This is a genomic window from Acidiphilium rubrum (genome assembly GCF_900156265.1).
In the GTDB taxonomy this organism is placed as follows: domain Bacteria; phylum Pseudomonadota; class Alphaproteobacteria; order Acetobacterales; family Acetobacteraceae; genus Acidiphilium; species Acidiphilium rubrum.
Genome location: NZ_FTNE01000007.1, coordinates 120,516 through 146,968 on the forward strand (window position 1 = coordinate 120,516; position 26,453 = coordinate 146,968).

22 protein-coding genes are annotated in these 26,453 nt (G+C 65.5%); 15 read left to right on the forward strand and 7 right to left on the reverse strand.

What is annotated here, in order from left to right; translation table 11 throughout:
* Nucleotides 1-15: 15 nt before the first annotated feature.
* The 6 genes from BW994_RS07325 (at nucleotide 16) to BW994_RS07350 (ending at nucleotide 5,831) form a co-directional block, all read left to right on the forward strand.
* Nucleotides 16-1,353, forward strand: a complete 1,338-nt coding sequence (locus BW994_RS07325) for a sigma-54-dependent transcriptional regulator (protein ID WP_029310922.1) — start codon at nucleotides 16-18, stop codon at nucleotides 1,351-1,353.
* Complete coding sequence (locus BW994_RS07330; RefSeq protein ID WP_051657180.1) at nucleotides 1,350-2,534, forward strand: sensor histidine kinase; 1,185 nt, start codon at nucleotides 1,350-1,352, stop codon at nucleotides 2,532-2,534. Before BW994_RS07325 ends, BW994_RS07330 begins: the two co-directional genes overlap by 4 nt.
* 94 nt (nucleotides 2,535-2,628) lie before the next feature.
* Nucleotides 2,629-2,970, forward strand: coding sequence for a carboxymuconolactone decarboxylase family protein (locus tag BW994_RS07335; RefSeq protein WP_029310920.1), 342 nt, complete (start codon nucleotides 2,629-2,631; stop codon nucleotides 2,968-2,970).
* A 103-nt stretch (nucleotides 2,971-3,073) separates the two neighbouring features.
* Entirely contained in the window at nucleotides 3,074-4,372 is a 1,299-nt protein-coding gene (locus BW994_RS07340; protein WP_029310919.1) for a PQQ-dependent sugar dehydrogenase, read from the forward strand.
* Nucleotides 4,373-4,449: 77 nt separating this feature from the next.
* Nucleotides 4,450-4,782 (forward strand): NIPSNAP family protein, encoded by a 333-nt coding sequence (locus BW994_RS07345; RefSeq protein ID WP_029310918.1) that lies wholly within the window; start codon nucleotides 4,450-4,452, stop codon nucleotides 4,780-4,782.
* Entirely contained in the window at nucleotides 4,782-5,831 is a 1,050-nt protein-coding gene (locus BW994_RS07350; RefSeq protein WP_035228193.1) for a malate/lactate/ureidoglycolate dehydrogenase, read from the forward strand. The genes BW994_RS07345 and BW994_RS07350 overlap by 1 nt, the downstream gene beginning before the upstream one ends.
* Before the next feature lie 17 nt (nucleotides 5,832-5,848).
* Here the strand turns inward: BW994_RS07350 and BW994_RS07355 are convergent, their stop codons facing one another.
* Complete coding sequence (locus tag BW994_RS07355) at nucleotides 5,849-7,219, reverse strand: sensor histidine kinase (protein ID WP_029310916.1); 1,371 nt, start codon at nucleotides 7,217-7,219, stop codon at nucleotides 5,849-5,851.
* Nucleotides 7,209-7,904 carry a winged helix-turn-helix domain-containing protein gene (locus BW994_RS07360; RefSeq protein ID WP_035228189.1) on the reverse strand — a complete coding sequence of 232 codons (696 nt, stop codon included), beginning with the start codon at nucleotides 7,902-7,904 and terminating at the stop codon, nucleotides 7,209-7,211. Before BW994_RS07360 ends, BW994_RS07355 begins: the two co-directional genes overlap by 11 nt.
* A 127-nt stretch (nucleotides 7,905-8,031) precedes the next feature.
* On the opposite strand from BW994_RS07360, the gene BW994_RS07365 reads away from it, so the two are divergent.
* The 3 genes from BW994_RS07365 to BW994_RS07375 are packed head-to-tail and all read left to right on the forward strand — an operon-like array spanning nucleotide 8,032 to nucleotide 13,531.
* Nucleotides 8,032-9,453 (forward strand): TolC family protein, encoded by a 1,422-nt coding sequence (locus BW994_RS07365; RefSeq protein WP_245594055.1) that lies wholly within the window; start codon nucleotides 8,032-8,034, stop codon nucleotides 9,451-9,453.
* Nucleotides 9,450-10,478 (forward strand): efflux RND transporter periplasmic adaptor subunit, encoded by a 1,029-nt coding sequence (locus BW994_RS07370; protein ID WP_029310913.1) that lies wholly within the window; start codon nucleotides 9,450-9,452, stop codon nucleotides 10,476-10,478. The genes BW994_RS07365 and BW994_RS07370 overlap by 4 nt, the downstream gene beginning before the upstream one ends.
* Nucleotides 10,478-13,531, forward strand: coding sequence for an efflux RND transporter permease subunit (locus tag BW994_RS07375; RefSeq protein WP_029310912.1), 3,054 nt, complete (start codon nucleotides 10,478-10,480; stop codon nucleotides 13,529-13,531). Before BW994_RS07370 ends, BW994_RS07375 begins: the two co-directional genes overlap by 1 nt.
* 10 nt (nucleotides 13,532-13,541) lie before the next feature.
* On the opposite strand, the gene ssb is transcribed toward BW994_RS07375, so the two are convergent.
* Nucleotides 13,542-14,045, reverse strand: coding sequence for a single-stranded DNA-binding protein (gene ssb, locus BW994_RS07380; RefSeq protein WP_029310911.1), 504 nt, complete (start codon nucleotides 14,043-14,045; stop codon nucleotides 13,542-13,544).
* 297 nt (nucleotides 14,046-14,342) lie between these two features.
* Here ssb and uvrA point away from each other — a divergent pair, with 297 nt between their 5' ends.
* Nucleotides 14,343-17,210: an excinuclease ABC subunit UvrA gene (gene uvrA, locus BW994_RS07385; protein ID WP_029310910.1), complete on the forward strand. Its 2,868-nt coding sequence runs from the start codon at nucleotides 14,343-14,345 to the stop codon at nucleotides 17,208-17,210.
* A 108-nt stretch (nucleotides 17,211-17,318) separates the two neighbouring features.
* Here uvrA and BW994_RS07390 read toward each other — a convergent pair whose 3' ends face one another.
* Entirely contained in the window at nucleotides 17,319-17,873 is a 555-nt protein-coding gene (locus tag BW994_RS07390; RefSeq protein ID WP_245801533.1) for a Uma2 family endonuclease, read from the reverse strand.
* 327 nt (nucleotides 17,874-18,200) lie between these two features.
* A complete protein-coding gene (locus tag BW994_RS07395) occupies nucleotides 18,201-18,809 on the reverse strand; it encodes a PEP-CTERM sorting domain-containing protein (RefSeq protein WP_029310908.1) in 609 nt (202 codons plus the stop codon).
* A 676-nt stretch (nucleotides 18,810-19,485) separates the two neighbouring features.
* Here BW994_RS07395 and BW994_RS07400 point away from each other — a divergent pair.
* The 3 genes from BW994_RS07400 to BW994_RS07410 all read left to right on the forward strand — a co-directional run bounded on the left by BW994_RS07400 (nucleotide 19,486) and on the right by BW994_RS07410 (nucleotide 23,192).
* Nucleotides 19,486-21,168, forward strand: a complete 1,683-nt coding sequence (locus BW994_RS07400) for a hypothetical protein (protein ID WP_051657178.1) — start codon at nucleotides 19,486-19,488, stop codon at nucleotides 21,166-21,168.
* 503 nt (nucleotides 21,169-21,671) lie between these two features.
* A complete protein-coding gene (locus BW994_RS07405; RefSeq protein WP_029310906.1) occupies nucleotides 21,672-22,376 on the forward strand; it encodes an EAL domain-containing protein in 705 nt (234 codons plus the stop codon).
* A 156-nt stretch (nucleotides 22,377-22,532) separates the two neighbouring features.
* Entirely contained in the window at nucleotides 22,533-23,192 is a 660-nt protein-coding gene (locus BW994_RS07410; protein WP_139334025.1) for a hypothetical protein, read from the forward strand.
* A gap of 196 nt (nucleotides 23,193-23,388) precedes the next feature.
* On the opposite strand, the gene BW994_RS07415 is transcribed toward BW994_RS07410, so the two are convergent.
* Nucleotides 23,389-23,796 (reverse strand): hypothetical protein, encoded by a 408-nt coding sequence (locus tag BW994_RS07415; protein WP_051657555.1) that lies wholly within the window; start codon nucleotides 23,794-23,796, stop codon nucleotides 23,389-23,391.
* Between the two features lie 105 nt (nucleotides 23,797-23,901).
* Nucleotides 23,902-24,408: a hypothetical protein gene (locus BW994_RS19590; RefSeq protein ID WP_029313206.1), complete on the reverse strand. Its 507-nt coding sequence runs from the start codon at nucleotides 24,406-24,408 to the stop codon at nucleotides 23,902-23,904.
* A 131-nt stretch (nucleotides 24,409-24,539) separates the two neighbouring features.
* Between BW994_RS19590 and BW994_RS07425 the strand changes: the two genes are divergently transcribed.
* Together BW994_RS07425 and BW994_RS07430 are read left to right on the forward strand one after the other, a co-directional pair.
* Entirely contained in the window at nucleotides 24,540-25,667 is a 1,128-nt protein-coding gene (locus BW994_RS07425; protein WP_029313205.1) for a hypothetical protein, read from the forward strand.
* Nucleotides 25,654-26,406, forward strand: coding sequence for an ATP-binding cassette domain-containing protein (locus tag BW994_RS07430; RefSeq protein ID WP_029313204.1), 753 nt, complete (start codon nucleotides 25,654-25,656; stop codon nucleotides 26,404-26,406). The genes BW994_RS07425 and BW994_RS07430 overlap by 14 nt, the downstream gene beginning before the upstream one ends.
* Nucleotides 26,407-26,453: the final 47 nt, after the last annotated feature.

Consider the following 26,453-nt stretch of genomic DNA (forward strand, 5'->3'; position numbering starts at 1 on the left):
CGCCGATCGCCAACCATGGTTGAATCGGGCGGCACAATCCTGATCGCCGATGATCAGGCCGATATCCGCGAAGCCCTGGCCCTGGTGCTGCGCGCGGAAGGTTTCACCACCAAAGGCGCCGCGTCCCCCGCCGAGGCCGCCCTGCTGCTCGATGCCGGCGGCATCGATGCCCTGCTGCTCGACCTCAATTTCGCAACCGACACCACCTCCGGCGACGATGGCATGCGCCTGCTCGCCTCGGTCAAAACAATCCACCCCGACCTGCCGGTGGTGGTGCTGACCGGCTGGGGCTCGGTCGATCTCGCGGTGCGCGCGCTCCGCGCCGGTGCGGCCGATTTCCTCGAAAAACCCTGGGAAAACGCCCGCCTGATCACCGTGCTGCGCAGCCAGCTCGCCCTCGCGCGCGCCCGCAGCACCGCGGCCAGCCTCACCCACCCGACCGCCCAGGGCGATATCATCGCCACCTCCGCCGCGATGCGCGCGGTCCTCACCATGGTCGAAAAAATCGCCCCGGCCGATGTCTCGGTGCTGATCACCGGTGAAAGCGGCACCGGCAAGGGCCTCATCGCGCGCCACATCGCGGCCCTGTCGCATCGCCGCGACAAACCCTTCGTCACGCTCGATCTCGGCGCGGTGCCGGAAAGCCTGATCGAGTCTGAATTGTTCGGCCATACCCGCGGGGCCTTCACCGATGCGAAAACCGACCGGATCGGCCGGTTCGAAATCGCCAACGGCGGCGTCCTGTTCCTCGATGAAATCGGCAACGCCAGCCTCGCCACCCAGGCCCGCCTGCTGTCCGTGCTCGAAGATGGCATCATCACCCGGCTCGGCGAGGCGACACCCCGCCGGGTCGATGTCCGCGTCATCGCCGCCACCAACGCCGATCTGCACCAGTTGATCGAGGCCGGCCGCTTCCGGCGCGACCTGCTGTTCCGCCTCAACACCGTCGAAATTGCCCTGCCGCCGCTCCGCGCACGGGGCGACGATGTCTTTCTGCTTGCCGCCGACTGCCTCGCCGCCTCGGCGACCCGCCACGGCCGCACCGTCACCGGCTTCGCCCCGGATGCCCTGGCCGCGCTCTCGAACCACCCCTGGCCGGGCAACGTGCGGGAATTATCCCACGTCGTCGAGCGCGCCGTATTGCTCGCCGACCACGATCTGATCGGGGCCGCGCATCTGCGCCTCGGCCCGGTCGCCGCAGCCCCGATCGAACACATGACGCTGGATCAAGCCGAGCGCTACCTGATCCAGCGCGCCATGGCCGAGGCGGGCGGCGATGCCGAACGCGCGGCCCGACGCTTGGGCCTGTCGCGCAGCGCCTTCTACCGGCGCCTGTCGCAGCTGCGCACGTGATCGGCGTCGCAGCACTGATCAGCGGTGCCCTGATGATTGGCACCGCCGGCGGCTATGCGCTGGCACGCCGCCGGGCGGACCGCGGCTACCGCCAGCTCGCCGCCCTGCTGCTCGGCCTGCGCGATGGCGACTACACGCTCCGCGCCATCGCGGCGCGCGGTGCGCTCGGCGCGGCCTTCGCGGCCGTCAACGCGCTGGCCGATGCCCTGATGGGCACCCGCCGCGCCGGCATCGAATCCGATGCGCTGCTCGGCAAGCTGCTCGGCGCGGTCGATCTCGCGATCATCGTGATCGGCCCGCGCGGCACCATCATCGGCGGCAACGACGCCGCGGGCACCCTGCTCGGCACTGATGCCGAATTCCTGACCGGCCTGCACCCCGAACCGCTCGGCATCGCGCCATGGCTCGACCCCAACGGCCCCACCCGGTTCGACACCGCTCTGCCCGGCGGCACCGGCCCGTGGCACGTCCGGCGCGTCCGCTTCCGGCGCGGCGGGCGCGATCATCTGGTGCTGGTCGCGAGCGATCTGTCACGTGCCCTGCGCGATGAGGAACGCCGGGTCTGGCGCGGCCTGATCCGCGTGCTCAGCCACGAAACCGGCAATTCGCTCGGCCCGATCCAGGCGACCGCCGAAGCCCTGCAACGCCACGCGGCCGATCCGCGCCAGATGCGCGACGGCCTCGCCTTGATCGAGCGCCGCACCCGTAGCCTGGCCGGCTTCATCCGCCGCTACGCCGACCTTGCCCGCCTGCCGCCGCCGATGCCCGAACCCGCCGCACTCGGCCCGCTGCTGCACCGCATCGCCGCTCTCGAAACCCGCGTGCCGATCCGCACCGCCATCGGCCCTACGAACGAGACCATGCTCGATCCCGCGCAGATCGAACAGGCGCTGATCAACCTGATCCGCAACGCCGCCGATGCCGCGCTCGAAGCCGGCGGCGCGGTCGACATCACGCTCGAAATCGCCGCCCCGCACATCCGCATCGCGATCATCGACGAGGGCAGGGGCCTGCCGCAGACCGAAAACCTGTTCGTCCCCGGCTTCACCACCAAACCCGGCGGCAGCGGCATCGGCCTCGTCCTCGCCCGCGAAATCATCGAAGCCCACGGCGGCACGCTGCATCTATCCAACCGCCCCGATCGACCCGGCGCCCAGGCCCTGATCACGCTGCCCGGCTGACGCAGCGCGCCACCCGCTTGATCTCGATCAACGACAACCCAGCCCGCCCCGCGCATCCTGCCCGCCAATCAACCACCCCCGAAAAGGACGTGCCATGATCGAAGACTGGGCAAAAATCATCACCGCGATGGACGGCGGCGTGCGCGACCTGCGCGAAGCCAACCCCGATGTCATGAAAGCCTTCGGCGCCATCGCCAAGGCCGCCCACGGCGGCACCGCGCTCGATGCCAAGACCAAGGAACTCATCGCCCTGGCCATCGGCGTCGCCACCCGCTGCCAGCCCTGCATCGCCTATCACGCCCGCGATGCCGCGCGCGCCGGTGCCACCCGCGCCGAAATCGCCGAAACACTCGGCGTCGCCATCTACATGGGGGCCGGCCCGTCCGCGATGTACGCCGCCGAGGCGCTGGAATCCTTCGATCAATCGGCCCCATGAACCAGTAACGCGCAACGCTCTCCACTTGGGGGTGGCTCGACCAACGACGAACGCGGGCCTATGAATCCGCCCGATCGTCCCGCCCCCAACGGAGAGCAAGATTTTGAACGCTTCTGCTGTATTTGCACGCCTCGTCGCCGTCGTCGGTGAGGTCACCTTGCGCGTGCGCCGCGCGAGCGACGGTTCCCACGCACCCGCCTGGGGCACCGCGCCGGCGATTCCGCTCGCCAAACCGCAAGGCCGCCTGCCCACGCTCAAAATGCCCACCGCGCGCGGCTGGTCGGATGGCCGAACGCCGCTCGCCGCCCCCGGCCTGCGCGTCAACGCCTTCGCGACCGGCCTGCGCCATCCGCGCTGGATTCAGGTGCTGCCGAACGGCGATGTGCTGGTCGCCGAAGCGATCAGCGTCGCCGGCAAGATCACAAGCGCGTTCGACTACGCCATGTTCAGCACCATGCAGCGCGCCGCCGCGGTCGGCATCAGCCCCAACCGCATCACCCTGCTGCGCGATGCCGATGGCGATGGCGTCGCCGAAATCCGCGAAATCTTCCTCGAAGGTCTCAACCAGCCGTTCGGCATGGCGCTGGTGGGTGACACGTTCTACGTCGGCAATACCGATGGCGTGGTGGCGTTCCCCTATGTGCCCGGTGCCACGCGCATCACCGCACCAGGGCGCAAGCTCAACAGTTTCAACGGCGGCGGCCACTGGACGCGCAGCCTCCTGCCGAGCCCGGATGGCACCAAATTATACATCGGCGTCGGCTCGCTCACCAACATCGCCGACGAAGGCATGGCGGTCGAAGCCGGGCGCGCCGCCATCCACGAACTCGACCTCAAGACCGAACAGACCCGCATCTTCGCCGCCGGTCTGCGCAACCCGGTCGGCATGGCCTGGGAACCGCACACCGAAACACTCTGGACTGTGGTGAACGAGCGCGACGGTCTGGGCGATGAAACCCCGCCCGACTATCTCACATCGGTCCGCGAAGGCGGCTTCTACGGCTGGCCCTATTGCTACTGGGGCCAGACGGTCGACGACCGCGTCCCCCAGGACACTGCCCTCGTCGCCACCGCCGTCACCCCCGACTACGCGCTCGGCGGCCACACCGCCTCGCTCGGCCTGTGCTGGATGAAGGCGGGTGCGCTGCCCGGCTTTCCCGCCGGCATGGCGATCGGCCAGCACGGCTCATGGAACCGCAGCACGCTGAGCGGCTACAAGGTCGTGTTCGTACCCTTCGAAGGCGGCCGCCCGTCCGGCCCGCCGCGCGATATCCTGTCAGGCTTCCTGGCACCGGACGAACGCGAATCCTACGGCCGCCCGGTCGGCGTCACCCCCGGCCCGGACGGCGCGCTGCTGGTGGCCGATGACGTGGGCGATGTCATCTGGCGCGTGACCGGCTGAGAGCCTCACCGACCTGACGCTACCCCTGCCGCTCACCCCTCGACCATCCTCCCCCAACCACCACGGAAACGCCCAAAATGATCCACGAACTCCGCCTCTATCGCTGCATGCCGGGCCGCCTGCCGGACCTGCTCACCCGGTTCGAGACCATCACCCTGCCGATCTGGCGCAAGCACGGCATCCGCCAGACCGGGTTCTGGACCACGGTGATCGGCGATTCCAATCTCGACCTGACCTATCTGCTCGAATGGGACTCCCTCGCCGAGCGCGAGACCAAATGGCTCGCCTTCCAGACCGATCCGGAATGGATCACCAAGCGCGCCGAAACCGAGCAGAACGGCCAGATCGTCGCCAACGTCACCAACCAGATCCTGCTGCCGACCCGCTTTTCCGCCATCGGCAATCCCTGATGCGCCGCATCGACCCCGCCCGCCTGCGCGCCGCGACCGAACGCATCGTCGCCGCCATGGGCAGCGATCCCGCCGAAACCCGCCTGATCGCCGATCACCTGGTCCGCGCCAACCTCGCCGGGCACGACAGCCACGGCGTCGGCATGCTGCCCGCCTATGTGCGGATGCTGCGTGAAGGCAAACTCATCCCCAACCAATCCCTCGCCACCATCACCGATGCCGGCGCCATCCTGGTGTTCGATGCCAAACGCGGCTTCGGCGCGCATATGGCGCATGAAGCGGTCGCACGCGCCATCGTCCGCGCGCGCGAGATCGGCGCCGTCACCCTCAGCCTGCGCAACAGCGCCCATATCGGCCGCATCGGCACCTATGGCGAACAGGCCGCCACCGCCGGCATGGGCTTCATCGCCTATGTCAACGTCGCCGACCATCACCCGATTTCGGCCCCGTTCGGCTGCGGCGAACCCCGCCTCGGCACCAACCCCTTCGTCACCGCGGTGCCCGCGCCGGGCGGTGCCGTGGTGCTCGACATGGCGACCACCACAATCGCCCACGGCAAGGCCCGCATCGCCCGCAACAAGGGCGAACCGGTCGCCGAAGGCTGCCTGATCGATGCCGCGGGCCAACCCACCACCGATCCGGTTCCCCTGGTCGATCACAACGTGGGCGCCTTGCAAACCTTCGGCCTGCACAAAGGCTCCGGCCTCGCCATCATGTGCGAAATCATGGCCGGCGCGGTCGCCGGCGGCCAGCGCGCGGACGAACCCGAGCAGGACAGCATCCTCAACAGCATGTTCGCCGTGCTGATCAACCTCGATGCCCTCGGCGGCGTCGCCCGTGTCGCCGAAGGCGTCGCCGCCACCCGCGCCCATCTCACCGCCGCCCGCCGCGCGCCGGGGTTCGATCAGATCCAACTCCCCGGCGACCCCGAACGCGGCCACGCGGCGCAGCGCACGCGTGATGGGATCCCGATCGATAATCTCACCCTCGCCCAGATCACCGAAGCCGCCGCTGGCCTCGGCATCACCGATTTCGCCGCCATGCTCTGATCAGCGCCACCCAACCCTCACCCCGCAACCGGAAACGAAATCGCAACCCTCAGCCCCGGCCGCTCAGCATCATCCCGCGACGCACGCAGCACCATCGTGCCGTCGTGCAACCCGACGATGGCGGCCACCAGCGCCAGTCCCAGCCCATGCCCCTCGCGCGAGCGGCTCGCATCCAGCCGCCCGAACCGCCGCAGCGCCTCGGCATGGCGCTCGGGCGGAATCCCCGGCCCGTCATCCGCCACGCTCACCGCAATCCCGCCATCATCCCGCCCAGCCGTCACGATGATCGCAGTCCCCGGCCCGCCATGGGTGATCGCGTTTTCGATCAGATTGGCGAACAACTGATTGAGCAGCGCGGCATCGCCCGCCAGCGCCAGCCCCGGCGCGATCCGCGCGGTCAGCACCGCCCCCGCATCCTCCGCGACGGTTTCATACGTCTCAGCGATATCCTCAAGCAACCGCGATAAATCCAACATCGCGAACGACGCCCGGCGCGCCCCGCTCTCGATCTGCGCCAGCCGCAGAATCCCCGCCGATAACGCCAACGCGGCATCCACCTGCGCGATCGCATCGGCGAGCGCCGCGGGCAACACCGCCGGATCACCGCTGCGCAGCATCAACTCCAGCGATTCCCGCAGCCTTGCCAGCGGCGAGCGCAGATCATGCGCAATCTCGTCACCCACCGCGCGGATATTGCCCATCAACTGCTCGATCCGCGCCAGCATCGCATTGATGCCGCGCGCCAGATGATCGAACTCATCGCCCGACCCCGACAGCGGGATGCGCCGGGTAAAATCCCCCGCCATGATCTCCTCGCCCGCCGCACTCACCGCCTCGACCCGCGCCAACGCCCGCCGGCCAAACCCGATCCCCGCCGCCAGCCCGATCGCCAGCGTAATCCCGAACCCGATCAGAAAGCTGCGCCGGATCAACTCATCCAACTCATCCAGCATGGTCGCATCCGCCGCCACCAGCAGCGTACCACCGCCGCCGATCCGCTCGACCCGCGCGCGCAGCACCCGAATATGCCCGGCGAGCGCCGCGCCATGCTGCGCCACCAGATCATGCCAGCCCGGTGTCGGCATCGGCAGCGTCAGATCCCCCGCGATCAGCCGCCCCTGCGCATCGTCGAGCCGGAAAAACGTCCCGGTCGGCGGCTCGGCAATCGCCGCGCGCACCCCCGCCGCGACCACACCCGGCGGCGTCCGCGCGCCAAACACCATGATTTCACTGATCTCGTTGTCGATGTCGGTATCCAGCGTCGTGCGCAACGCCCCCAGCGTACCGAGATAGATCACCCCGAACACCACCGCCGCACTCGCCGAAGCCAGGCCCACCCCCAGCGCCGCGAGCCGCACGCTGGTGGTCTGAAACAGCCTAGGCCGCATCGCCCAGCCGATAGCCCGCGCCGCGGATCGTCTGCACCAGCTCGACCGCATGACCCCGGTCGATCTTGCCGCGCAGCCGCGAAATATGAGACTCCACCACACTGGTCTGCGGGTCGAAATGAAAATCCCACACCGCCTCCAGCAGCATCGTCCTGGTCACCACCTGCCCGGCATGGCGCATCATGTAATCGAGCAGCGCGAACTCACGCGGCTTGAGCGGTATCCGCTGCCCCGCCCGGCTGACCTCGCGTGACAGCCGATCCAGCGTCAAATCCGCCACCCGCAGCACGGTATCCGCCGGCTTCGCGCTACCCCGGCGCATCAGGGCGGCGATCCGCGCGCTCAATTCAGCGATCGCGAACGGCTTGACCAGATAATCATCGCCGCCGGCGCGCAGCCCGTCCACCCGGTCATCCACCCCGCCGAGCGCGGTCAGGAACAGGGCAGGGGTGGTAATACCCGCACCGCGCAGCATCCGCACCAGCCCCAACCCATCGAGCCCCGGCAACATCCGATCGACGATGATCATATCCCACGCCTCGCCGCCGGCGCGCAGCAGCCCGGTCCGCCCATCCAACGCCACCACGATATCGTGACCTTCAGGTGCCAGCCCCGCGCGCACCAGATCGGCGGTGCGGCCATCGTCCTCGATCAGCAGAATGCGCAGCCCTGGCTTGCTCTCCATGTCAAAGCAGGAGCGATGGTTTCGCCGCCGGGTCAAGCCGGTTTGCCCGACATTACAAAACGACAAACCAGCCGCAAGGCCACGGGCAGCGGTGCTCCGCCAAAGCATCCGTGCAACATTGACCAGCATGATGACCACTCGCCCCAGCCGCCTTGCCCGCCCGATCGCCACAATCGCGCACGCCGCCCTGCGGCGCACCGCCCCATTGCGCGCCGCCCCATTGCGCGCCGCCCCACTGCTCGCCGCCCTGCTGCTCGCCAGCTGCGCGACCTATCGCACCCGGCCGCTCAGCCTCACCCCACCGCTGCACGCGTCGCCGGCATCGCTCGATCATCAATTGCTGAATGGCCACCAGATCGATCCCACCGCCCCGCTGTCACCCCAGGCGCTCGCCGCCCTCGCCGTCCTGAACGACCCCACCCTCGCGGCCGCCCGCGCCCAGGCAGGCATCGCCCAGGCGCAGGCATTCGCCGCCGGCCTGCTGCCCGACCCGAACCTCCAGGGCGGCTTCGGCGCCCTGCTCGCCGGCCCGGCCGTCGCCCCCTCGATCGCGGCATCGATCACCGAGGACGTCGCCGCACTGATCACAAGGGGCGCGCGCCTCCGCGCCGCCCGGGCGCGATCGGCCGAAGCGGCCGCCAACGTGATGTGGCAGGAATATCAGGTCGCCGCCCAGGCCGAAACGCTGGCGGTCGCCCTCTGGGCGGACCGCAGCAGCCTCGCCGCGCTCGATCACGCCCGGCGCGCCCTGCGCAGCCTCACCGCCGTGTCGCGCCAGCAAATCGCCGCCGGCAATCTCACGATCGATCAAGCCGCCCCCGCCGAAGCCAGCCTCGCCAGCCTCGATGCCGCGCGCGATACCGCGGCCCAGCAGGCATTGACCGATCAGGCATCCCTCGCTGCCCTGCTCGGCCTCACCCCTGCGGCGCCGATCATCCTCGCCCGCCCGGTCATCCCACCCCTGCCACCGGGCGGTGCCGCCGGCCTGATCGCGAGCCTCGCGCAACGCCGCCCCGACCTGATCGCGCTGCGCTACGGCTATCGCGCCGCCGATGCCGATCTGCGCGCCGCCATCCTCGCCCAGTTCCCGCTGATGTCGCTCACCGTCAACGGCGGGTCCGATACCAGCCGCGTCGCGACGGTCGGTCCCAACGTCTCGCTCAACCTGCCGATCTTCAACGGCAATCGCGGCAATGTCGCGGTCGCGCGCGCCACCCGCCGGCAATTGAACGCGGCCTTCACCGCCGCCCTCGGTGCCGCCCAGGGCGGTGCCGATGCCGCGCAGCGCGCGCTCACCCTGCTCATCCGCCAGCGCGCCGCCGCAAGCGATCGCCTGACCCAGGCCGATCACGCCGCCGATGCCGCAAGCCGCGCCTTCCGCAGCGACCTGATCGACGCCCGAACCGAGACCGACCTGATCGACCAGCAGGCAACCCGCCGCACCGAACTGATCGCGCTCGATCAAAAAATCGCCGCCGGCCGCATCGCCCTCGCCACCATGCTCGGTGCCGGACTCCCCATCGCAGCCCTGAACGGAACCGCCCGATGATCGCCCGCCTCCTGATGGTCCTGTCGCTCCTCTGCCCGGCGGCACGCGCGGCAACCCCGTCCGACGCGCCCGCGCCCTCCGTCCTGGTCACCACAATCGCGGTGAAATCCGGCGCCATCCCCCGCAGCGTCACCGTCTACGGCACCATCGGCGCCGGCCCGGGTGCCACCGACACGCTCACCCTCGCCTATGCCGGCATCGTCACCAGGGTCGATGTCGTGCCGGGCCAGGCGGTGCATCAGGGCGAGGCTTTGGCGGTGATCGGCACCGCCCCCGCCGCACAGGCCGCCTACGCCCAGGCCGAAGCAGCGGTGCGCGCTGCGGCCCAAACCCTCGCGCACACCCGCGCCCTGGTCGCCGCCCATCTCGCCACCAACATCCAGCTCGCCCAGGCCCAACAGGCCGAAACCAACGCGATCACCGCCCGCAACGCCCTGCGGCTCGATGGTGCCTCACACCCGACCGCGACGCTCACCGCCCCCTACGATGGCGTGATCGCCGCCGTCGCCGCCGCCCCCGGCGCCGCGCTGCAACCCGGCGCACCGCTGATCACCCTGCTGCGTGCCCACGCGCTGGTCGCAACCGTCGGGCTCGATCCCAGCCAGGCGCATCAGGTCCACCCCGGCGATCACGTCGCCATCACCCCCTTCGCCACCCCCGCCGGCCGGGCGCTGCGCGGCCGCGTCATGGCGATCGGTGCCATGGTCAACCCCGCCAGCGGCCTGGTCGATGCCACGATCTCGATGCCCGCCACCGGCTATCTGGTCGGTGAATCCGTCACCGCCGAAATCGACATCGGCACCGCGCGCGGCGTGATCGTGCCGCGTGACGCCGCCCTGCCGGACGGCAAACGCTTCCAGATCTGGCAGATCGCCGCCGGTCACGCCCACCCGGTCACCGTCCAGATCATCGCCCGCACCGGCAGCAGCGCCGTCGTCACCGGAAAAATCGATCCTGCCCTGCCGATCGTGGTGAGCGGCAATTACCAGCTCAAACCCGGCATCGCCGTGCGGGTGACGCATTGATGGGTCTCGCCCGCTTCCTCGCCCGCCAGCAGCGCGCGATCCTGTTCCTGATGGCCACCCTCGCGCTGGCCGGCACCGTCGCCGCCATCGGCCTGCCGGTCGGCCTGTTCCCGCGCACCTCGTTCCCGCGCGTGCGCATCAACATCGATGCCGGTGCCCGCCCCGCCCAGCAAATGGTGTTGCAGGTCACCAAACCGACCGAACAGGCCCTGCGCGCCATCCCCGGCGTCGCCTCGGTCCGCTCATCCACCTCGCGCGGTTCGGCGCAGATCTACGTCGATTTCAACTGGGGCCAGAACATGGGCCAGGCGACGCTCGAGGTCGATGCCGCGATCGCCCAGATGCTGGCGGACTACCCGCCCGGCACCAAATACATCGTCCGGCGGATGGACCCCACCGTCTTTCCGATCATCGCCTACGCCATGATGTCGCACAGCATCTCGGCAACCAGGCTGCGCACCATCGCGGAATACCACATCGTCCCAGCCCTCACCCGCATCGAAGGCGTCGCCAAGGTCAGCGTGCAGGGCGGTGCCACGCCGGAAGTGCATATCCTGGTCCAGCCCCAGCGCCTCGCCGCGATGCACATCACCCTCGCCCAGGTCGAACAGGCGGTCAGCAAATCCAACGTCCTCGCCGCGGTCGGCCGCATGACCGATTACGACCGGCTCTATCTGCTGGTGCAGGACAACACGCTGCACACCGTGCGCAACGTCCGCAACATCGTGGTCCGCGCCGGCCCGGATGGCGTGGTCCGGCTCGACCAGCTCGCCACGGTCCGCATGGGCACCGTGCCGGTCTATTACCGCGTCGCCGAAAACGGCGTCCCCGCCGTTACCCTGCAAGTGTTCCAGCAGCCGAACGGCAACGCCGTCGCGGTCGACAAAGCCGTGCGCCGCGCGCTCACGGCCTACCAGGCCGACCTGCCGCGCGGCGTCACCCTGGTGAAATGGTACGACCAGAGCGGCCTGGTCACCGCCGCCGCCAGTTCGGTGCGCGACGCCATCCTGATCGGCATCGTCCTCGCCGGCCTCGTGCTGATCGGCTTCCTGCGCAGTTGGCGGGTCACGTTGGTCGCCCTGCTGGTGGTGCCGGCCTCGATGGCCTCGGCCATCCTGCTGCTATCGCTGCTCGGCCTCAGCTTCAACATCATGACGCTCGGCGGCCTCGCCGCCTCGGTCGGCCTGGTGATCGACGATGCCATCGTCATGATCGAACACATCGCCCGCCGCGCCGGCCACACTGCCGGCACCGCCGCCAAGGGCGCCGTACTCGCCGCCGCCGCCGAGTTCCTCCAGCCGCTCACCGGCTCATCGCTCGCCACCCTCATCGTCTTCGCCCCGCTCGCCTTCCTCTCCGGCGTCACCGGCGCCTTCTTCAAGGCGCTCTCGATCACCCTGGCCGCCACCCTCGTCGCCTCCTGGCTGCTCTCGGCCTTCGCGGTGCCCGTGCTCGCCCGCGCGCTGATCAATTTCGACAAATGGCAGGACCCCGCCGAACGCCGCAGCGCCGCCGGCCGCGAAGGCTGGATGGAACGCTGGCACGGCAAGCTCCTGCCACGCCTCATCGCGCGGCCCGCTTTGCTCGCGATCGGCATCGTCCCCCTGATCATCGCCGGCCTGCTCGCCTACCGCAGCGTGCCCACCGGCTTCCTGCCGCATCTCGACGAAGGCGGTTTCGTGCTGAACTACCAGACGCTGCCAGGCACCTCGCTCGCCGAATCGGTCCACGAAGTCGACGAAATCGAAGCCATCCTCCGCGCCGACCCCGCCGTCGCCACCTTCTCCCGCCGCACCGGCGCCGGTCTCGGCGGCGACCTCAACGAGCCCTACCAGGGCGATATCTTCGTCGAACTCAAACCGCTCGCCGACCGTCCACTGATCTGGCCGGTGATGGACCGCATCCGCGCCAAAATCGAAGCCAAGGTCCCCGGCGTCGATTTCGACGTCTCGCAAATGCTGAGCGACCTGCTGGGCGACCTCACCGGCGTGCCGCAACCGATCGAAATCAAACTGCACGGCGACCCCGCGCAACTGGTCGCCACCGCCCACAAGGTCGGCGCCGCGATCGGCAACATCAAAGGCGTCGTCTCGGTGTTCGACGGTGTCACCCTCGCGGGCGACGCGGTGGACATCCACGTCGATGACGCCCGCGCCGCCATGCTCGGGCTCGACCCCGATCAAGTCCGCCAGACCCTGCAAACCGCACTCACCGGCAGCATCGTCACCGCCCTGCCGGGCCAGTATCGCTTCACCGATGTCAGGCTCACCCTGCCGGCCGCCGCCAAGCAGGACATGGGCGCGCTCGCCCGCATCCCGGTCGCCACCGCAAGCGGCGCCCTGGTGCCGATGGGTGATTTCGCGACCTTCAAAGTGGTCTCCGGCCAGCCCGAAATCGACCGCGAAAACCTCCAACAGATCGTCGCGATCACCGGGCGGATCAGCGGCCGCGGCATCGGCGGCGTCATCACCGACGTCCGCAAAACCCTCGCCAAACCCGGCCTGCTCCCGAGCGGCATGCACTACACCCTCGGCGGCCTCTACAAACAGCAGCAGATCGCCTTCGCCGGCCTCGCCAAAGTGTTCATCGCCGCCATCGCCGCCGAATTCATCCTGCTGCTGTTTCTCTACCGCAGCTTCATCATCGCCGGCGCCATATTGTTCACCGCCCTGCTCGCCAGCCTCGCCGTGTTCATCGGCCTGTTCATCTCCGGCGTGCAGCTCAACATCACCGCCCTGATGGGCATGACCATGATCGTCGGCCTCGCCACCGAAATGGCGATCTTCTACGTCTCGGAATACCAATCGCTCGCCGAACACAACGACCCGCGCGAATCCCTGATCATCGCCAGCCGCAACCGCCTCCGCCCGATCGCAATGACCACGCTCGCCGCCATCCTCACCCTGCTGCCGCTCGCCTTTGCGATCGGCGAGGGCTCAGGCATGCAGCAGCCGCTCGCCATCGCGATCATTTCCGGCTTCATCGTGCAGTTCCCGCTGGTGCTGTTCGCCCTGCCGGTCCTGCTGAAACTATCGCTGCCCCGTGCGGGGTGAGGCGCGTGGCTCAGAACGGAATTTCATCATCCAGATCATGGCCGCCCCGGCCGGAATCCCAGCCGCTGCCGCCACCGGCCGGGCTGCGCGCGGGCGCCGCACCACCACCCCCACCGTAACTGCCGCCACCGCCCGCCGCCATGCCGCCGCCCGCACCACCGGCCGGCCGATCCAGCAGCACCATCTCCGCACCGAAACGCCCCAGCATCACCTCGGTGGTGAATTTCTCCTGGCCCGATTGATCGGTCCATTTGCGGGTCTGCAATTTACCCTCCAAATACACCTTGGAGCCTTTTTTCAGATATTTTTCGGCAACCTCGGCCAACCGGTCGTTCATGATCACCACGCGGTGCCACTCGGTCCGCTCCTGGCGCTCACCGCTCGCCTTGTCGTTCCACGATTCCGAAGTCGCAAGCGCAAGATTGACGACTTTCATACCGGACTGCGTCGATCGCACCTCCGGGTCCTTGCCCAGATTGCCGACCAGCGTCACCTTGTTCACACTACCTGCCATCGTCGATCCCCTATCGTGTTCAGTCTGTCATCCGTGTCACTGGCGCTCAGGCGCGTCAAGGATCGAGCAAGGTCTGGTTTTTTGTGAACAAAAAAGCAGCAAAAAAAACTTCGATCCTCATGAGACGACGTCAACGAAACCGCCCATACCCCAGATAATAAAAGTTTTTTGTTTCTTTTTTCCAAAAAAGAAGCGCTTGCTTACGTCGCCTTGTCACGCCTGAACCCCGCCATCCAGCCCCTTCCCACAACCATGATTTGACGCCATATCTAGCATGAACATATCGGAAACAAAAGCATGACCGGGTCGGGCTTCATCGTCGTGCGCGGAGCGCGCGAACATAATCTGAAAAACGTCGACGTCCGCATCCCGCGCGACAAACTCACCGTGATCACCGGCCTGTCCGGCTCCGGCAAATCCTCCCTCGCGTTCGACACGATCTACGCCGAAGGCCAGCGCCGCTACGTCGAAAGCCTCTCCGCCTACGCGCGCCAGTTCCTCGAATTGATGGGCAAGCCCGATGTCGACAGTATCGAGGGTCTCTCCCCCGCCATCTCGATCGAACAGAAAACCACCTCGAAAAACCCCCGCTCCACCGTCGGCACCGTCACCGAAATCCACGACTACATGCGCCTGCTCTGGGCAAGGGTCGGCGTGCCCTATTCCCCCGCAACGGGCCTGCCGATCGAGGCGCAAACCGTCAGCCAGATGGTCGATCGCGTCATGACCATGCCCGAAGCCACCCGCCTGCTCCTGCTCGCCCCCGTGGTGCGCGACCGCAAGGGCGAATACCGCAAGGAGCTCGCCGAATTGCAGCGCCGCGGCTTCACCCGCGTGAAAATCGACGGCAAACTCTACGAAATCGCCGACGTCCCCGCGCTGAACAAAAAAATCAAGCACGAGATCGAAGCGGTGGTCGACCGCGTCGTGGTCAAGGACGGCATCGAACAACGCCTCGCCGACAGTTTCGAAACCGCGCTCAGCATGTCGGATGGCATCGTCTACGCCGAAAACGCCGACACCAACGAGCGCACCGTCTTCTCCGCCCGCTTCGCCTGCCCGGTCTCCGGCTTCACCATCGAGGAAATCGAGCCCCGCCTGTTCAGCTTCAACTCCCCCCACGGCGCCTGCCCGGACTGCGCCGGCCTCGGCACCGAAACCTTCTTCGACCCCCATCTGATTGTGCCGGACGAGAGCAAATCCCTCGCCCAACAAGCCATCGCCCCCTGGTCGAACGCCCAGTCCCCCTACTACGACCAGACCCTGACCAGCCTCGCCAAATTCTTCAAGGTCAAAATGTCGACCGCCTGGGAAGACCTGCCGCAGAAAGTCCGCGACGCGATCCTGTACGGGGCAGGGGAGTCCGAAATCGAATTCCAATACAAGGACGGCGTGCGCGCCTATGGCGTCAGCAAATCCTTCGAAGGCGTCGTCCGCAACCTCGAACGCCGCCTGCGCGAGACCGACAGCATCTGGGTCCGCGAGGAACTCTCCCGCTACCAGGCCGACCGCCCCTGCAAAACCTGCCACGGCGCCCGCCTCCGCCCGCAGGCGCTGGCCGTGAAAATCGACGGTGAAACCATCGCTGGCGTTTCCGACCTCGCGATCAAGGACGCCCGCAACTGGTTCGGCCGCACCCTCGAAACCCTCACCCCGCAGCGCCAGGAAATCGCGCGCCGCATCCTGCGCGAAATCACCGAACGCCTGCAATTCCTGGTCGATGTCGGGCTCGACTATCTCTCCCTCGCGCGCGGCTCCGCCACCCTCTCCGGCGGCGAAAGCCAGCGCATCCGCCTCGCCAGCCAGATCGGCTCCGGCCTCACCGGTGTGCTCTACGTGCTCGACGAACCCTCGATCGGCCTGCACCAGCGCGACAACGAACGCCTGCTCGGCACGCTGCGCCGCCTGCGCGACCTCGGCAACACGGTCTTGGTGGTCGAACACGATGAAGACGCCATCCGCACCGCCGACCACGTGATCGACATGGGCCCGCTCGCCGGCATCCACGGCGGCGAACTCGTCGCCGAAGGCACAATCGCCGAAATCGCCGCCAACCCCCGCTCCCTGACCGGCGATTTCCTCTCCGGCCGCCGCGGCATCGCCACCCCCGCCCAACGCCGCCCGATCGACCCCGCCCGCATGCTCAGCCTGATCGGCGCGCGCGGCAACAACCTCAAAAACGTCACCGGCGAATTCCCCCTCGGCGTCTTCACCTGCATCACCGGCGTCTCCGGCGGCGGCAAATCCACCCTGGTGATCGACACGCTCTACAAAGCCGTCTCCCGCCGCCTGATGGGCTCGGGCCAGGTGCCGGCCCCCTACGACCGCATCGACGGCCTCGACCAGCTCGATAAAATCATCGAAATCGACCAATCCCCGATCGGCCGCACCCCCCGCTCCAACCCCGCCACCTACACCGATCTGTTCGCCCCGATCCGCGACTGGTTCGCCGAACTCCCCGAAGCCCGCGCCCGCGGCTACAAATCCGGCCGCTTCAGTTTCAATGTGAAGGGAGGGCGGTGTGAAGCTTGCCAGGGCGACGGCGTACTGAAAATCGAAATGCACTTCCTGCCGGACGTGTTCGTCAAATGCGACACCTGCAAAGGCAAGCGCTACAACCGCGAAACCCTCGAAATCAAATTCCGCGACCTCTCGATCGCCGACGTGCTCGACCTCAACGTCGAAGAAGCCATGGCCTATTTCGCCGCCCAACCCCGCATCCGCGACCGCCTCGAACTCCTGATGAAAGTCGGCCTCGGCTACGTCAAACTCGGCCAGTCCGCCACCACCCTCTCCGGCGGTGAAGCCCAGCGCATCAAACTCGCCAAGGAACTCGCCCGCCGCGCCACCGGCCGCACCCTCTACATCCTCGATGAACCCACCACCGGCCTGCACTTCGAAGACGTCCGCAAACTCCTCGAAGTTCTCCACGCCCTGGTCGATACCGGCAACACTGTCATCGTCATCGAACACAACCTCGAAGTCATCAAAACCGCCGACTGGGTGATCGACCTCGGCCCCGAAGGCGGCGACGGCGGCGGTGAAATCGTCGCCGCCGGCACCCCGGAAGACGTAGCAACCATCCCCCGCTCCCACACCGCCCGCTTCCTCGCCCCACTTCTCGCCCCACCCGCCCAGGAAAAACGCAAACGCCGGCGGGCATGAAGGGAAGGGGAGGCAAGCACTTCTTTTTTGTAAAAAAGAAGCAAAAAACTTTTCGTCCTTGGGCTGATCGGCGCCCGGGCTGCATACCTAAACGAAATCGGGCGCGCCTTAGCGAGGCGTGTTGAGGCGCGTCGTACGGTAAAACGCCATCAAAGGCGTCACGTAATCGATGCTCTCCAGGTGCAGTTCGCCACTGGAAACAACCTCCGCCTGCTCCGGCCAACTGCCATCCGGCCGCCGCCGCAAAACCTCCGCACCAACCGACACCGAAGAGACGACCAATATCTCCCGCACACTCGATATCGACGCATAAGCCCAGACATTCGCCCAGGTCTCCCGATGATTGCTTGGCGATAATATCTCGATCAGCAACACGGGCGCAGTCAACAACGACCCGTCATCTCCACCCGGCGAACAACTCACCCCGATATCTGGAACCCGCACATTATGCGCACGCTCCAAATGCGGAGTAACTCCGGGCGCCATCAGCACATCGCAAGCACTGCCCCGCTCCAGCAGATGATTGCCGATCAACCGCGCAATCTCCGCCTGAATCCGAGCATGCGTCGTGCTCGCCGGCGCCATCGCCACCGGCTCACCATCGACAAGCTGCCAGACCTGGCCGTCCTCAGGACACCAGTCCAAGAAATCCGCCACACTCATCCGAGCCGGGAACTGGGTCGCACTAGACATAACCAGTCACCTAGCACAACAATCGACCAACAGGAAACCAAAACCCCCTACGCCCACCAACACCAAAAACCACCCGCGTAGGATGGGGTACCCTGCCGCCCCCCATCATCCCACCCCCGCCAAACCCCACCACCAAAATTCCAACGATCCGTCGAAGAAAATGTCAAATCTCTGGACTCATTTATAGTTCAATGCCGCCAGCCTCAAGCCGCAGCACATGCGATGTGGACTGTCGAGAACTGTGCCGGTCTGGCCAGCACGGCAATCCCTACGTTCAGGGATCGCCTGCGTATCGTCCTAAGCCTTCCGTTGATGTCTGCGCATCGCCTGGAGTCCCAACAGGGCGATGATGGCGCTACCAAGCAGGACGATGGATGACGGCTCGGGTACTTTTATGACGTTGAAGCCAGCTCGGGCGGAATAACCGCCAGGAAAAGAAATATCAGGACGATAGACATAGAGGCCTGCGGCATAGTTAAAGTTTGAGCTGCGAGCATGCGAGGGGCCCCCGAGGTAGACTGAGCTGTACAAAAAACTCCCAGTGGACAAATACTGAAAAAAGAATCCGATATCGGGGGTATTGTAGAAATTAGTGAACGTCGCGGTATTGCAGGCTGTCAGAACACTGAATGTGTAAGCGGCACCAGTGAGCGAATTCTGGCACGCGTCGAGTTGCCGGTTTGCCGCGCTGTTTGCCGAGGAGGTCAAATTGTAGCTGCTGCCGTCCCAAATAACATTGAAATTGCTGAAACCGGTCCCGGGCACGTAGTCGAATGAACCGCTCGCTGAAAAATTGGGATCGCTGCTGTAGACCGGGGCATTAAAGATGATGTCATACAGGCCAGCCCTGGCACTCGAAGTTGCCGAAACGATCAAAAGAGCGGCGAGCAGGATAGCTTTGTACATCGATGACGAATCCTTTGACGACGGTTACAACTATAGGTTTAGCAGGTGAAAACCTTTTGGTGATCAAAAAAAATTTCCCTTACCATACACGATAATTACAAATTCGAACAGACCATTTCTGTGGGCAGGGCGATGCCGAAAACAGCACGCGATGGGGTGCCCTGCCGCCCCCCATCATTCAGCCCCGGGCCAAACCCCACAACCACCCGCGTAGAATGGGCTGCCCTCCCGCACCCCATCATTCCACCCCCGCCAAACTCCACCACCACCACAGCCGGCTTCGCTCTCCCAGCGACCTGACTGGCAAAGAACGAACACCGGGCAAAGCGCAGAGTCCGCGGACCAAGCCTGGGGGCAACATCGCGCACGGCCTAATGTCGCTACCAAACCCACCGATACTTCGGAGCTAATTCAAAACTCTATTAATGAATAGAATATGCTGCACACAAAAAATATAATCCCTACTAAATAATTACGGTCGCACAATCATAGTTATTAATATTATTTTCACAATTTAAAAATAATTGGTCTCACCGCTTAATCAATCTAGATCACGCAATTACAAATGATATAAACAGTCCATTCTTCGGTCAAAAAGATGAGGATAGCGCAACCCACCCCTCAACGACCAAAAAATTTTTAACAAACCACTAATTTTCCAATAAGAAGAGACCGCATGAGCCAGTCAACCAGCAATACAGCCGGCCTCAACATCAGCTTCGTCGGTTACAACGGCAGTACGATCAGCGCCCCGGTGATGAGCGCGCTCGAATCGGCCGCCAGCTTCCTCCACACCGAGATCACCAACCCGATCAACCTGACGATCGGCGTCAACATCCTGGCCGGTGCACCAGCTACCATCCTGGCGGAAGGGCAACCTTCACCCGAATTCGGCGTCTCCCTCAGCCGCGCCGAGCAATTGCTGAGCGCGAACGACCCCGGCGTGTCCCTGCCCGCCACCCTGCCACAGGGCGCCTACAACGAAATCTACATGAGCCAGGCAGAGGACAAAGCCCTGGGCATCCCACTGCCGCAATCCTACGCGCTCGACGGTGTCATCCTGATCAACCCGAGCTTCGTGTCCGACTTCAACATGGGAGTCGCGGTGCACGAAATCACCCACGTCATGGGCCGGATCTCCAACAACGCCGCGACGATGCCGAACGGGCAGTATGAATTCGGCCCGCTCAATCTGTTCCGGTTCACCTCGCCCGGCACGCTGGAAGTCTCCGGTGCCAACCTCGGCCACGGCAGCTATAGCAGCCAGAACCCGTATTTCTCGACCGACAACGGTGCCACGCACCTGCAAACCTTCCGCAGTCCGGGCGGGGCCGATTGGCTATCACCCACCTATACCCCGCCTGGCACCGCCACCGACATGCTCAACTACGTATCGAGCAACAACAACACCATTTTCTCCTCGGCGGACAAATCCATCATGCAGGCAATCGGGTTTGCCGTGGCAGGCGCCGCCTCCACCCCGACGCCCCCGCCCGTAACGCCCCCGGTAACGCCCCCGGCATCCTACGCAACCATCTTCGGCTCGCTCGGCACCGGCGTCAGCAGCGTCCTCGGCGCCACCGCCACCGACTATCAAATGACCATGAGCGGCGGCAACATTGTCACCATCACCGGCAGCAGCAACGCGGTCCTGGCCGATCAGGCCGGATCGGACACGATCCTCGCAACCGGATCGGGCAGCGTATTCGGCTACAACCAATCCGGCTACGCGGGATCGCTGGACTTCATCAACATCGGATCAACCCCGGCGGTCATCAACGACCTCAGCGGCTCGATGACCATGCAAGGCGGGGCCGGCGGCGGCACCGTGCGCGGCGGCACGGCGGGCAACAATTCGATCATCGGCGGTTCGGGCGCGCTATACGCGGTCGGCGGCGGCAGCAATTCGCTCGTCGTGGTCAATTCCGCACAGACCAACTACCTCTTCGCCGGCATCGGCAACGAAACCCTGATCGCCAATCCCGGCACCGGCACCAACCTGTTCGACTGCAACCCCGGAGCCGGCGGCGACGTGATGATCTCGCACGGCACCGGCACCCAGTATTTCTTCGGCAGCGCCGGAACCTCAACCCTGACCGGCTCAACCGTGGCCGGATCGAGCAACGTCTTCTTCATGGGATCATCGATCGGCGGGGGCAGCGCGGTCGTGACCAATTTCGGCCAGATCAACGGGACGATCAACACCGTCAACAACGCAGTGATCCAATCCGTCACCGACACAAGCTACAACGGCGCGTCCGGCGCGCTGGTCACACTCAACGACGGCACCCGCATCACCCTCCTCGGCGTCAGCAGCGCCAGCCTCAGCTATACAATAGGGGGCACCAGCCTGACATGAACAACCAACCCCACCACCAAAACTCTAACACAAACCCTAACAAATTCCTTTCCCGCCACCTGCCATGTTTACCCCCCATGATCCCCAACGCGCCCCGAATACCAAAAGATGCCCGCGCACGCTGGCACGGCCAAACATCCGCACCCACCGCGCAGTCGCGCTCGCCCGGAACAAGCGATCATAACACGCCGCGAACCGCCCGATCCGGGTCCCTTTGCTGGTACCCGCCGGCAGAGCGTCCAACTGCCGCAATCGGCGTTGCTCTATCGCCGATTGGCGCTTTCGTCGCGGGATGGGCCACGCCATGCCGCCGATGACAGCCTTCATCGCCATATTGTGAGTAGGTCTCTGGATTTTGTTTTCTATCTGTTAGGAAACACAGTGATAATCCTGGCAAAATGATGTTAGACGGAAGTTGCAACATGGAAACGGATGATACGCGGACGAGACCGGAGGCCGAATGCGGCCACTGTCGCCGCGGCGCGTACGACTTTCCCCTGACCATGGCGTTCCAACCGATTGTGGACATCGCCCGGCAGGAGGTGTTCGCCTATGAAGCCCTGGTGCGCGGCCCGAACGGCGAAACCGCCGGTTCGGTCATCGCCGCCGTCACCGAAACCTTGCTCTACGGTTTCGACCAGGCCTGCCGCATAACCGCGATCGAACAGGCAACCGCTCTCGGACTTGTGGGTACATCCGCAGCCCTCTCCATCAATTTCATGCCGAATGCGGTGTACGAACCCAAGGCCTGCATCCGCAAAACCCTGGAAACCGCGGCGCGCGTCGGCTTCCCGACCGACCGGCTGATCTTCGAGATCACCGAAGGCGAAGCGGTAACCGACCCCGCCCATCTAGCCCGCATCGTTACCGCCTATCGCGCCATGGGTTTCCGCACCGCGATCGACGATTTCGGCGCCGGCCATTCCAACCTCAATCTTCTGGCGCAATTCCGTCCTGACATCATCAAGCTCGACATGGTCCTGATCCGCGACATCGATCGCGATAAAGTTCGCCAGAGTCTTGTGCGTCATTGCGTCGGATTATGCGATGATCTCGGTATTCTGATGGTGGCGGAAGGGATCGAGACGTTGGCGGAGTACCAGACCTTGCGAGGACTAGGCGTTCAGTTCATCCAGGGCTACCTGCTCGCAAAACCGGGCTGGCGGCGTTTGCCAGAAGCTCAATTCACAGATTTCACGACCGTATAAGCCCGCATAGAATGGTGCGATCGGCCGCACCCCACCAATTCAGCCCCGCCAGACCCCACAAACAAAAAAAATTCTAACGCGCCCCCCTAACAAATTCCTTTCTCACCCCCCGCCCATCGTGGTTTATGTGCGGTCATGATCTCGAACGCGCCTTTCATGCCCGCCGACCCGTCCGAGCGCTTCGCGGTGATCTTCCGCGCCCTGCAACGCTCCGTGGCCGACAACGGCTACCGCCTCAAAATCCATGGCCCGCTCCTCGTCCTGATCTGGAACTACCTCAGCCGCCAGATCGCCCGCTTCGCCAAAATCGCCGCCAAACCCCCGCAATCCCCGCGCACGCGCAAACCCGCCGACCGCAAACCCACCACCAAACCCAAACCCGCCCTAACCCTCCCGCGCGGCTTCGCATGGCTCATCCGCCTGCTCCCCAACGGCCCAGCCGCCCCCATCGTCGCCGGTGCCAACGCCCGCCTCGAACTCCAGCACTTCATGGAAGACCCCATCCTCCAGGCCCTGCTCGCCACCCACCCCAGCCTCGGCCGCATCCTCCGCCCGCTCCACACCATGCTCGGCCTGCGCTACCCACAAAGCATCAAACGCCCCAAATCGACCAAGCCCCGGCCCAAACGCACCCGCAAACCCAAGCGCCAGCCCAGCTTCATGGACCAATACAAAATCAACCCCGACGGCAGCATCGACTTCACACCCGAACAACTCCACGAAATCCTCGGCCCACCGCCACCCCCCGTGCCACCCTGGCACCAGCCCTTCGTGCCGTCCTTCAACGTCAAAAAAATGTGGCGGAAGGGTCCATGATTTCGCACGTCTTATTCGTTACGATAATGCAACAAAAACCACGAAAGATCAGGGATTACAAATTGACTTAGCCTTTGACATACGCCGAGGCCCGTATTCCGATTGAGCCGCTACCGGCTGGCTCGTTGACGAGGACCAGCCCAGCCTGTTCGCAAACTTCAAGCACGGAAGCTTGGCAATCCCAGACAAGGCCACCTTATTTGTTGCCCCGCAGATCGTCCCAAACGGTCTCTACCGGGTTCAGCCTGGCCGCATGAGGTGGCAGCGTCAGGAGCATGAAAGTCTCGGCAACGCTCCGCCGCTCATCTGTCTGGCGCGACCCAACCCCGTCGCACACCAGCAGGCCGTCCGCACCGGCAGCAACCTGAGTACTGATTTCGGCCCGATGTTCATTCACCGCCTCGGTGCTCATACCCGGCATAATGATCGCCACACCAACGCCGCAGCCGGCCGAGATTGCCCCGAAGACGTGAATCTGATCATGGCAGTCGCATATCATCGCCATCGCCATCGCCAGCAGCGGCTGCAAATCCGCCGCACAATTTATCAAATTGGCGATCGCGACCGGCTGAACCATGCCGACGTCCCGCATCAGATCGGGCACACGATGGAGACCAACAAAGCAGACAGCCTGGAAATCCTCCTACGAATCAGCGACCAAATCGACTGGTATGAGTTCGGAAATTCCCCATTGTGCTTCTGGACCAACCTATAATTTCGACAGATCATTCCGCGACGGCACGCCACCCACCGGCGGAACCGGCGACGGGACCGGCTCAACCGGCGCCCCACCCTGCTGCAACCCCATCAACGCAGCGACATATTGCGAACCGCCCAAAGCATTCACCAGATAACTGAAGAAATCCGGATTGGCCGCGACACTCTGCGCCGCCGCCTCGATCTGATTGACCAGCGAACTCGGCACCGGCGGCTCCACCCCAGCCCCAGCCCCAGCCCCAGCCCCAGCCCCAACCCCGGTCCCAGCTCCAGCCCCAGCACCCGAAGCCCCCGCATCAATCGCGCCAGCGTTCGAAGCCTGCGTCAGGCCATCTTTCAACAGCCCATCCAGCGCCTGTTGCGACAACAACACCACATCCGCCTGAACCAGGGTCGACGAAGCCCCACCCACCATCGCAGCAGAATTATGCACCGGGGCACCGCCCGCACCCTGCCCACTCTGCATAATTTCATGGATCGCGGTTACCGGATTGATCATGGCAAGACTCCTAAGGGGGAATCGCCTTTTGCGCTGCTCCTTCTGCCTATTGCGTGGTAAAGCAGTTCAACACAAACTTCTGAACAGATGGTTAACCAATCTAAAATATCTCATTGCCAAACCCGCACACCATGTCACGGCTGACACTCATCCGCTGGCGCTACCACGCCCGCGCCAACCGCCTCCGCGCCCTCGCGCAGCGCGGCTGGCGCCTGCTGCCGATCGGCGTCGCCGCGATCATCCTGCTGATCTACGCCACCCTCTGGCTGCAATCGCTGATCCACCAACTCGCCGGCACAAGTACCGAACCATCCCAGCGAGCCGCCATCACCAACCTCGCCTGCCTCGCCCTCGGTCTGGTCGCCGGGTCCATCGCAACCGCCCAGGACCGCGCCGCCCTGACCACATCGTTCCTCGCCATCCAACCCTGGCCCGACCACGCCAGACGCGACGCCATCCTGCTCTCGCTCCTCTCGCGCCTTGCCACCGGCACAGCCCTCATCGCCCTCGCCCTCCGCCTCGGCGCGCCCGCCGCCGGGATCCCCGAACGATGCCTACCCCTCGCCACCGCCCTCTTCAGCGCCGGCTTCATCGCCGGCTGCGCGCTGAATGCCGTCACCCAATCCCGCCCCAGATCCGCCAGGCAACCAGCCCCGCAAGCCACCATCTGGCTCGCCCCGCTCGACCACGCCGCCCCGCGCTGGGCCGGCTGGTGGACCCTCGCATCACGCCGCCGGCGGATCGCCGTGCTCAGCGCCGGCTCACTGGCCGCCAGCCTCTCGATCGCCGAAGCAGCCGCCCACGGTGCCCACCCCGTCATGCTCGCACCGATAATCGCGACCCTCGGCCCGCTGCTCATGCTGATCGGCGCAACCAGCTGCACACCGCTCCTCTCGCCGGTCCTGCGCACGAGCCCGATCCCCTATCACCGCGCCGCAACCGCCATGTTCCGCCTGCCGGCAAGCCTCGCCGCCGCCTGGTTCGCCCTCTTCGCGATCGCCGACCTCTCGCTCGACCTGATCCGCCCGCGCCCGCTCGCCGGCGCCGGTGCCGCCGCCCTGCTGTTCGGTCTCGGCTACGTCTTGGCCGCCCTCTCGATCCCCGGCTCAGCCGGTCTGGCGCTCGGCTTCTACCTCACCGCCCTGATGCTCGCGGCCGACCAATACGCCGCCCTGCAAAACCTGGCCTTCCTCATCCTGTACGCCCTGCTGATCATCCTGATGTTGCGCGCCCGCGCCGCGTTCCGTGCCGGACGCTAACCCACCGTTGCTCGCCGTCGCCGGCGTTGCCGCCGGCTATGGCCGCACCGAAATCATCACCGGCATCGATCTCACCGTTCACCCCGGCAGCTTCACCGCGATCCTCGGCGCCAACGGTTCGGGCAAATCCACCCTGCTGCGCGCGATCAGCGGCCAGATCCCCATCCTGGCAGGCACCATCCGGATCGCCGGCATCGATCTCGCAACCGCCCCGGAGCACGCCAAACGCCAGTTCGGCTACGCCGTCGACCCGGCCGATCTCCCGCCCGACCTCACCGGCCAGCAATATCTCGAACTGATCGGCTCGATCCGCGGCTGCCATCCCCACGCCTGGCCGCGCGACGATCTGATCACGACCCTGCAATTCGGCCCCTGGCTGCGCACCAATATCAGCGCCTATTCCCTCGGCACCCGGATGAAACTCTCGCTGATGGGCGCCCTGCTCGGCACGCCACCCCTGCTGCTGCTCGATGAAGCGCTGAACGGCCTCGACCCGCTGATCCTCGCCCGCATCCGCCGCCTCCTGGCCGAGCTCTGTGCCGCCGGCCACGGCCTCGTCATGTCCACCCACATGCTCGCCACCATCGGCACCACCTGCACCGAAATGATCATGATCGAATCCGGCCGCGTCGCCCACCGCTGGACCGCCCCGATGATCGCCGCCGCCGGTCCCACGGGTCTGGAAACCATGGTCGTCGCGACGCTGGAGGGCGCAGTAAAAGCAAGTGTTCTTTTTTGAAAAAAAGAACCAAAAAACTTTTATTCAACCAGGCCCGTGCCGTTGTC

What these genes read in the sequence shown, in the direction of transcription:
- uvrA (WP_029310910.1), top strand. Translation starts at nt 14,343, where the DNA reads ATGACCGGGTCGGGCTTCATCGTCGTGCGCGGAGCGCGCGAACATAAT.
- BW994_RS07335 (WP_029310920.1), top strand. Translation starts at nt 2,629, where the DNA reads ATGATCGAAGACTGGGCAAAAATCATCACCGCGATGGACGGCGGCGTG.
- BW994_RS07345 (WP_029310918.1), top strand. Translation starts at nt 4,450, where the DNA reads ATGATCCACGAACTCCGCCTCTATCGCTGCATGCCGGGCCGCCTGCCG.
- BW994_RS07360 (WP_035228189.1), bottom strand. Translation starts at nt 7,904, where the DNA reads ATGGAGAGCAAGCCAGGGCTGCGCATTCTGCTGATCGAGGACGATGGC.
- BW994_RS07390 (WP_245801533.1), bottom strand. Translation starts at nt 17,873, where the DNA reads ATGAGTGTGGCGGATTTCTTGGACTGGTGTCCTGAGGACGGCCAGGTC.
- BW994_RS07400 (WP_051657178.1), top strand. Translation starts at nt 19,486, where the DNA reads ATGAGCCAGTCAACCAGCAATACAGCCGGCCTCAACATCAGCTTCGTC.
- BW994_RS07325 (WP_029310922.1), top strand. Translation starts at nt 16, where the DNA reads ATGGTTGAATCGGGCGGCACAATCCTGATCGCCGATGATCAGGCCGAT.
- BW994_RS07370 (WP_029310913.1), top strand. Translation starts at nt 9,450, where the DNA reads ATGATCGCCCGCCTCCTGATGGTCCTGTCGCTCCTCTGCCCGGCGGCA.
- BW994_RS07365 (WP_245594055.1), top strand. Translation starts at nt 8,032, where the DNA reads ATGATGACCACTCGCCCCAGCCGCCTTGCCCGCCCGATCGCCACAATC.
- BW994_RS07410 (WP_139334025.1), top strand. Translation starts at nt 22,533, where the DNA reads ATGCCCGCCGACCCGTCCGAGCGCTTCGCGGTGATCTTCCGCGCCCTG.
- BW994_RS07355 (WP_029310916.1), bottom strand. Translation starts at nt 7,219, where the DNA reads ATGCGGCCTAGGCTGTTTCAGACCACCAGCGTGCGGCTCGCGGCGCTG.
- BW994_RS07405 (WP_029310906.1), top strand. Translation starts at nt 21,672, where the DNA reads ATGGCGTTCCAACCGATTGTGGACATCGCCCGGCAGGAGGTGTTCGCC.
- BW994_RS07375 (WP_029310912.1), top strand. Translation starts at nt 10,478, where the DNA reads ATGGGTCTCGCCCGCTTCCTCGCCCGCCAGCAGCGCGCGATCCTGTTC.
- ssb (WP_029310911.1), bottom strand. Translation starts at nt 14,045, where the DNA reads ATGGCAGGTAGTGTGAACAAGGTGACGCTGGTCGGCAATCTGGGCAAG.
- BW994_RS19590 (WP_029313206.1), bottom strand. Translation starts at nt 24,408, where the DNA reads ATGATCAATCCGGTAACCGCGATCCATGAAATTATGCAGAGTGGGCAG.
- BW994_RS07425 (WP_029313205.1), top strand. Translation starts at nt 24,540, where the DNA reads ATGTCACGGCTGACACTCATCCGCTGGCGCTACCACGCCCGCGCCAAC.
- BW994_RS07350 (WP_035228193.1), top strand. Translation starts at nt 4,782, where the DNA reads ATGCGCCGCATCGACCCCGCCCGCCTGCGCGCCGCGACCGAACGCATC.
- BW994_RS07395 (WP_029310908.1), bottom strand. Translation starts at nt 18,809, where the DNA reads ATGTACAAAGCTATCCTGCTCGCCGCTCTTTTGATCGTTTCGGCAACT.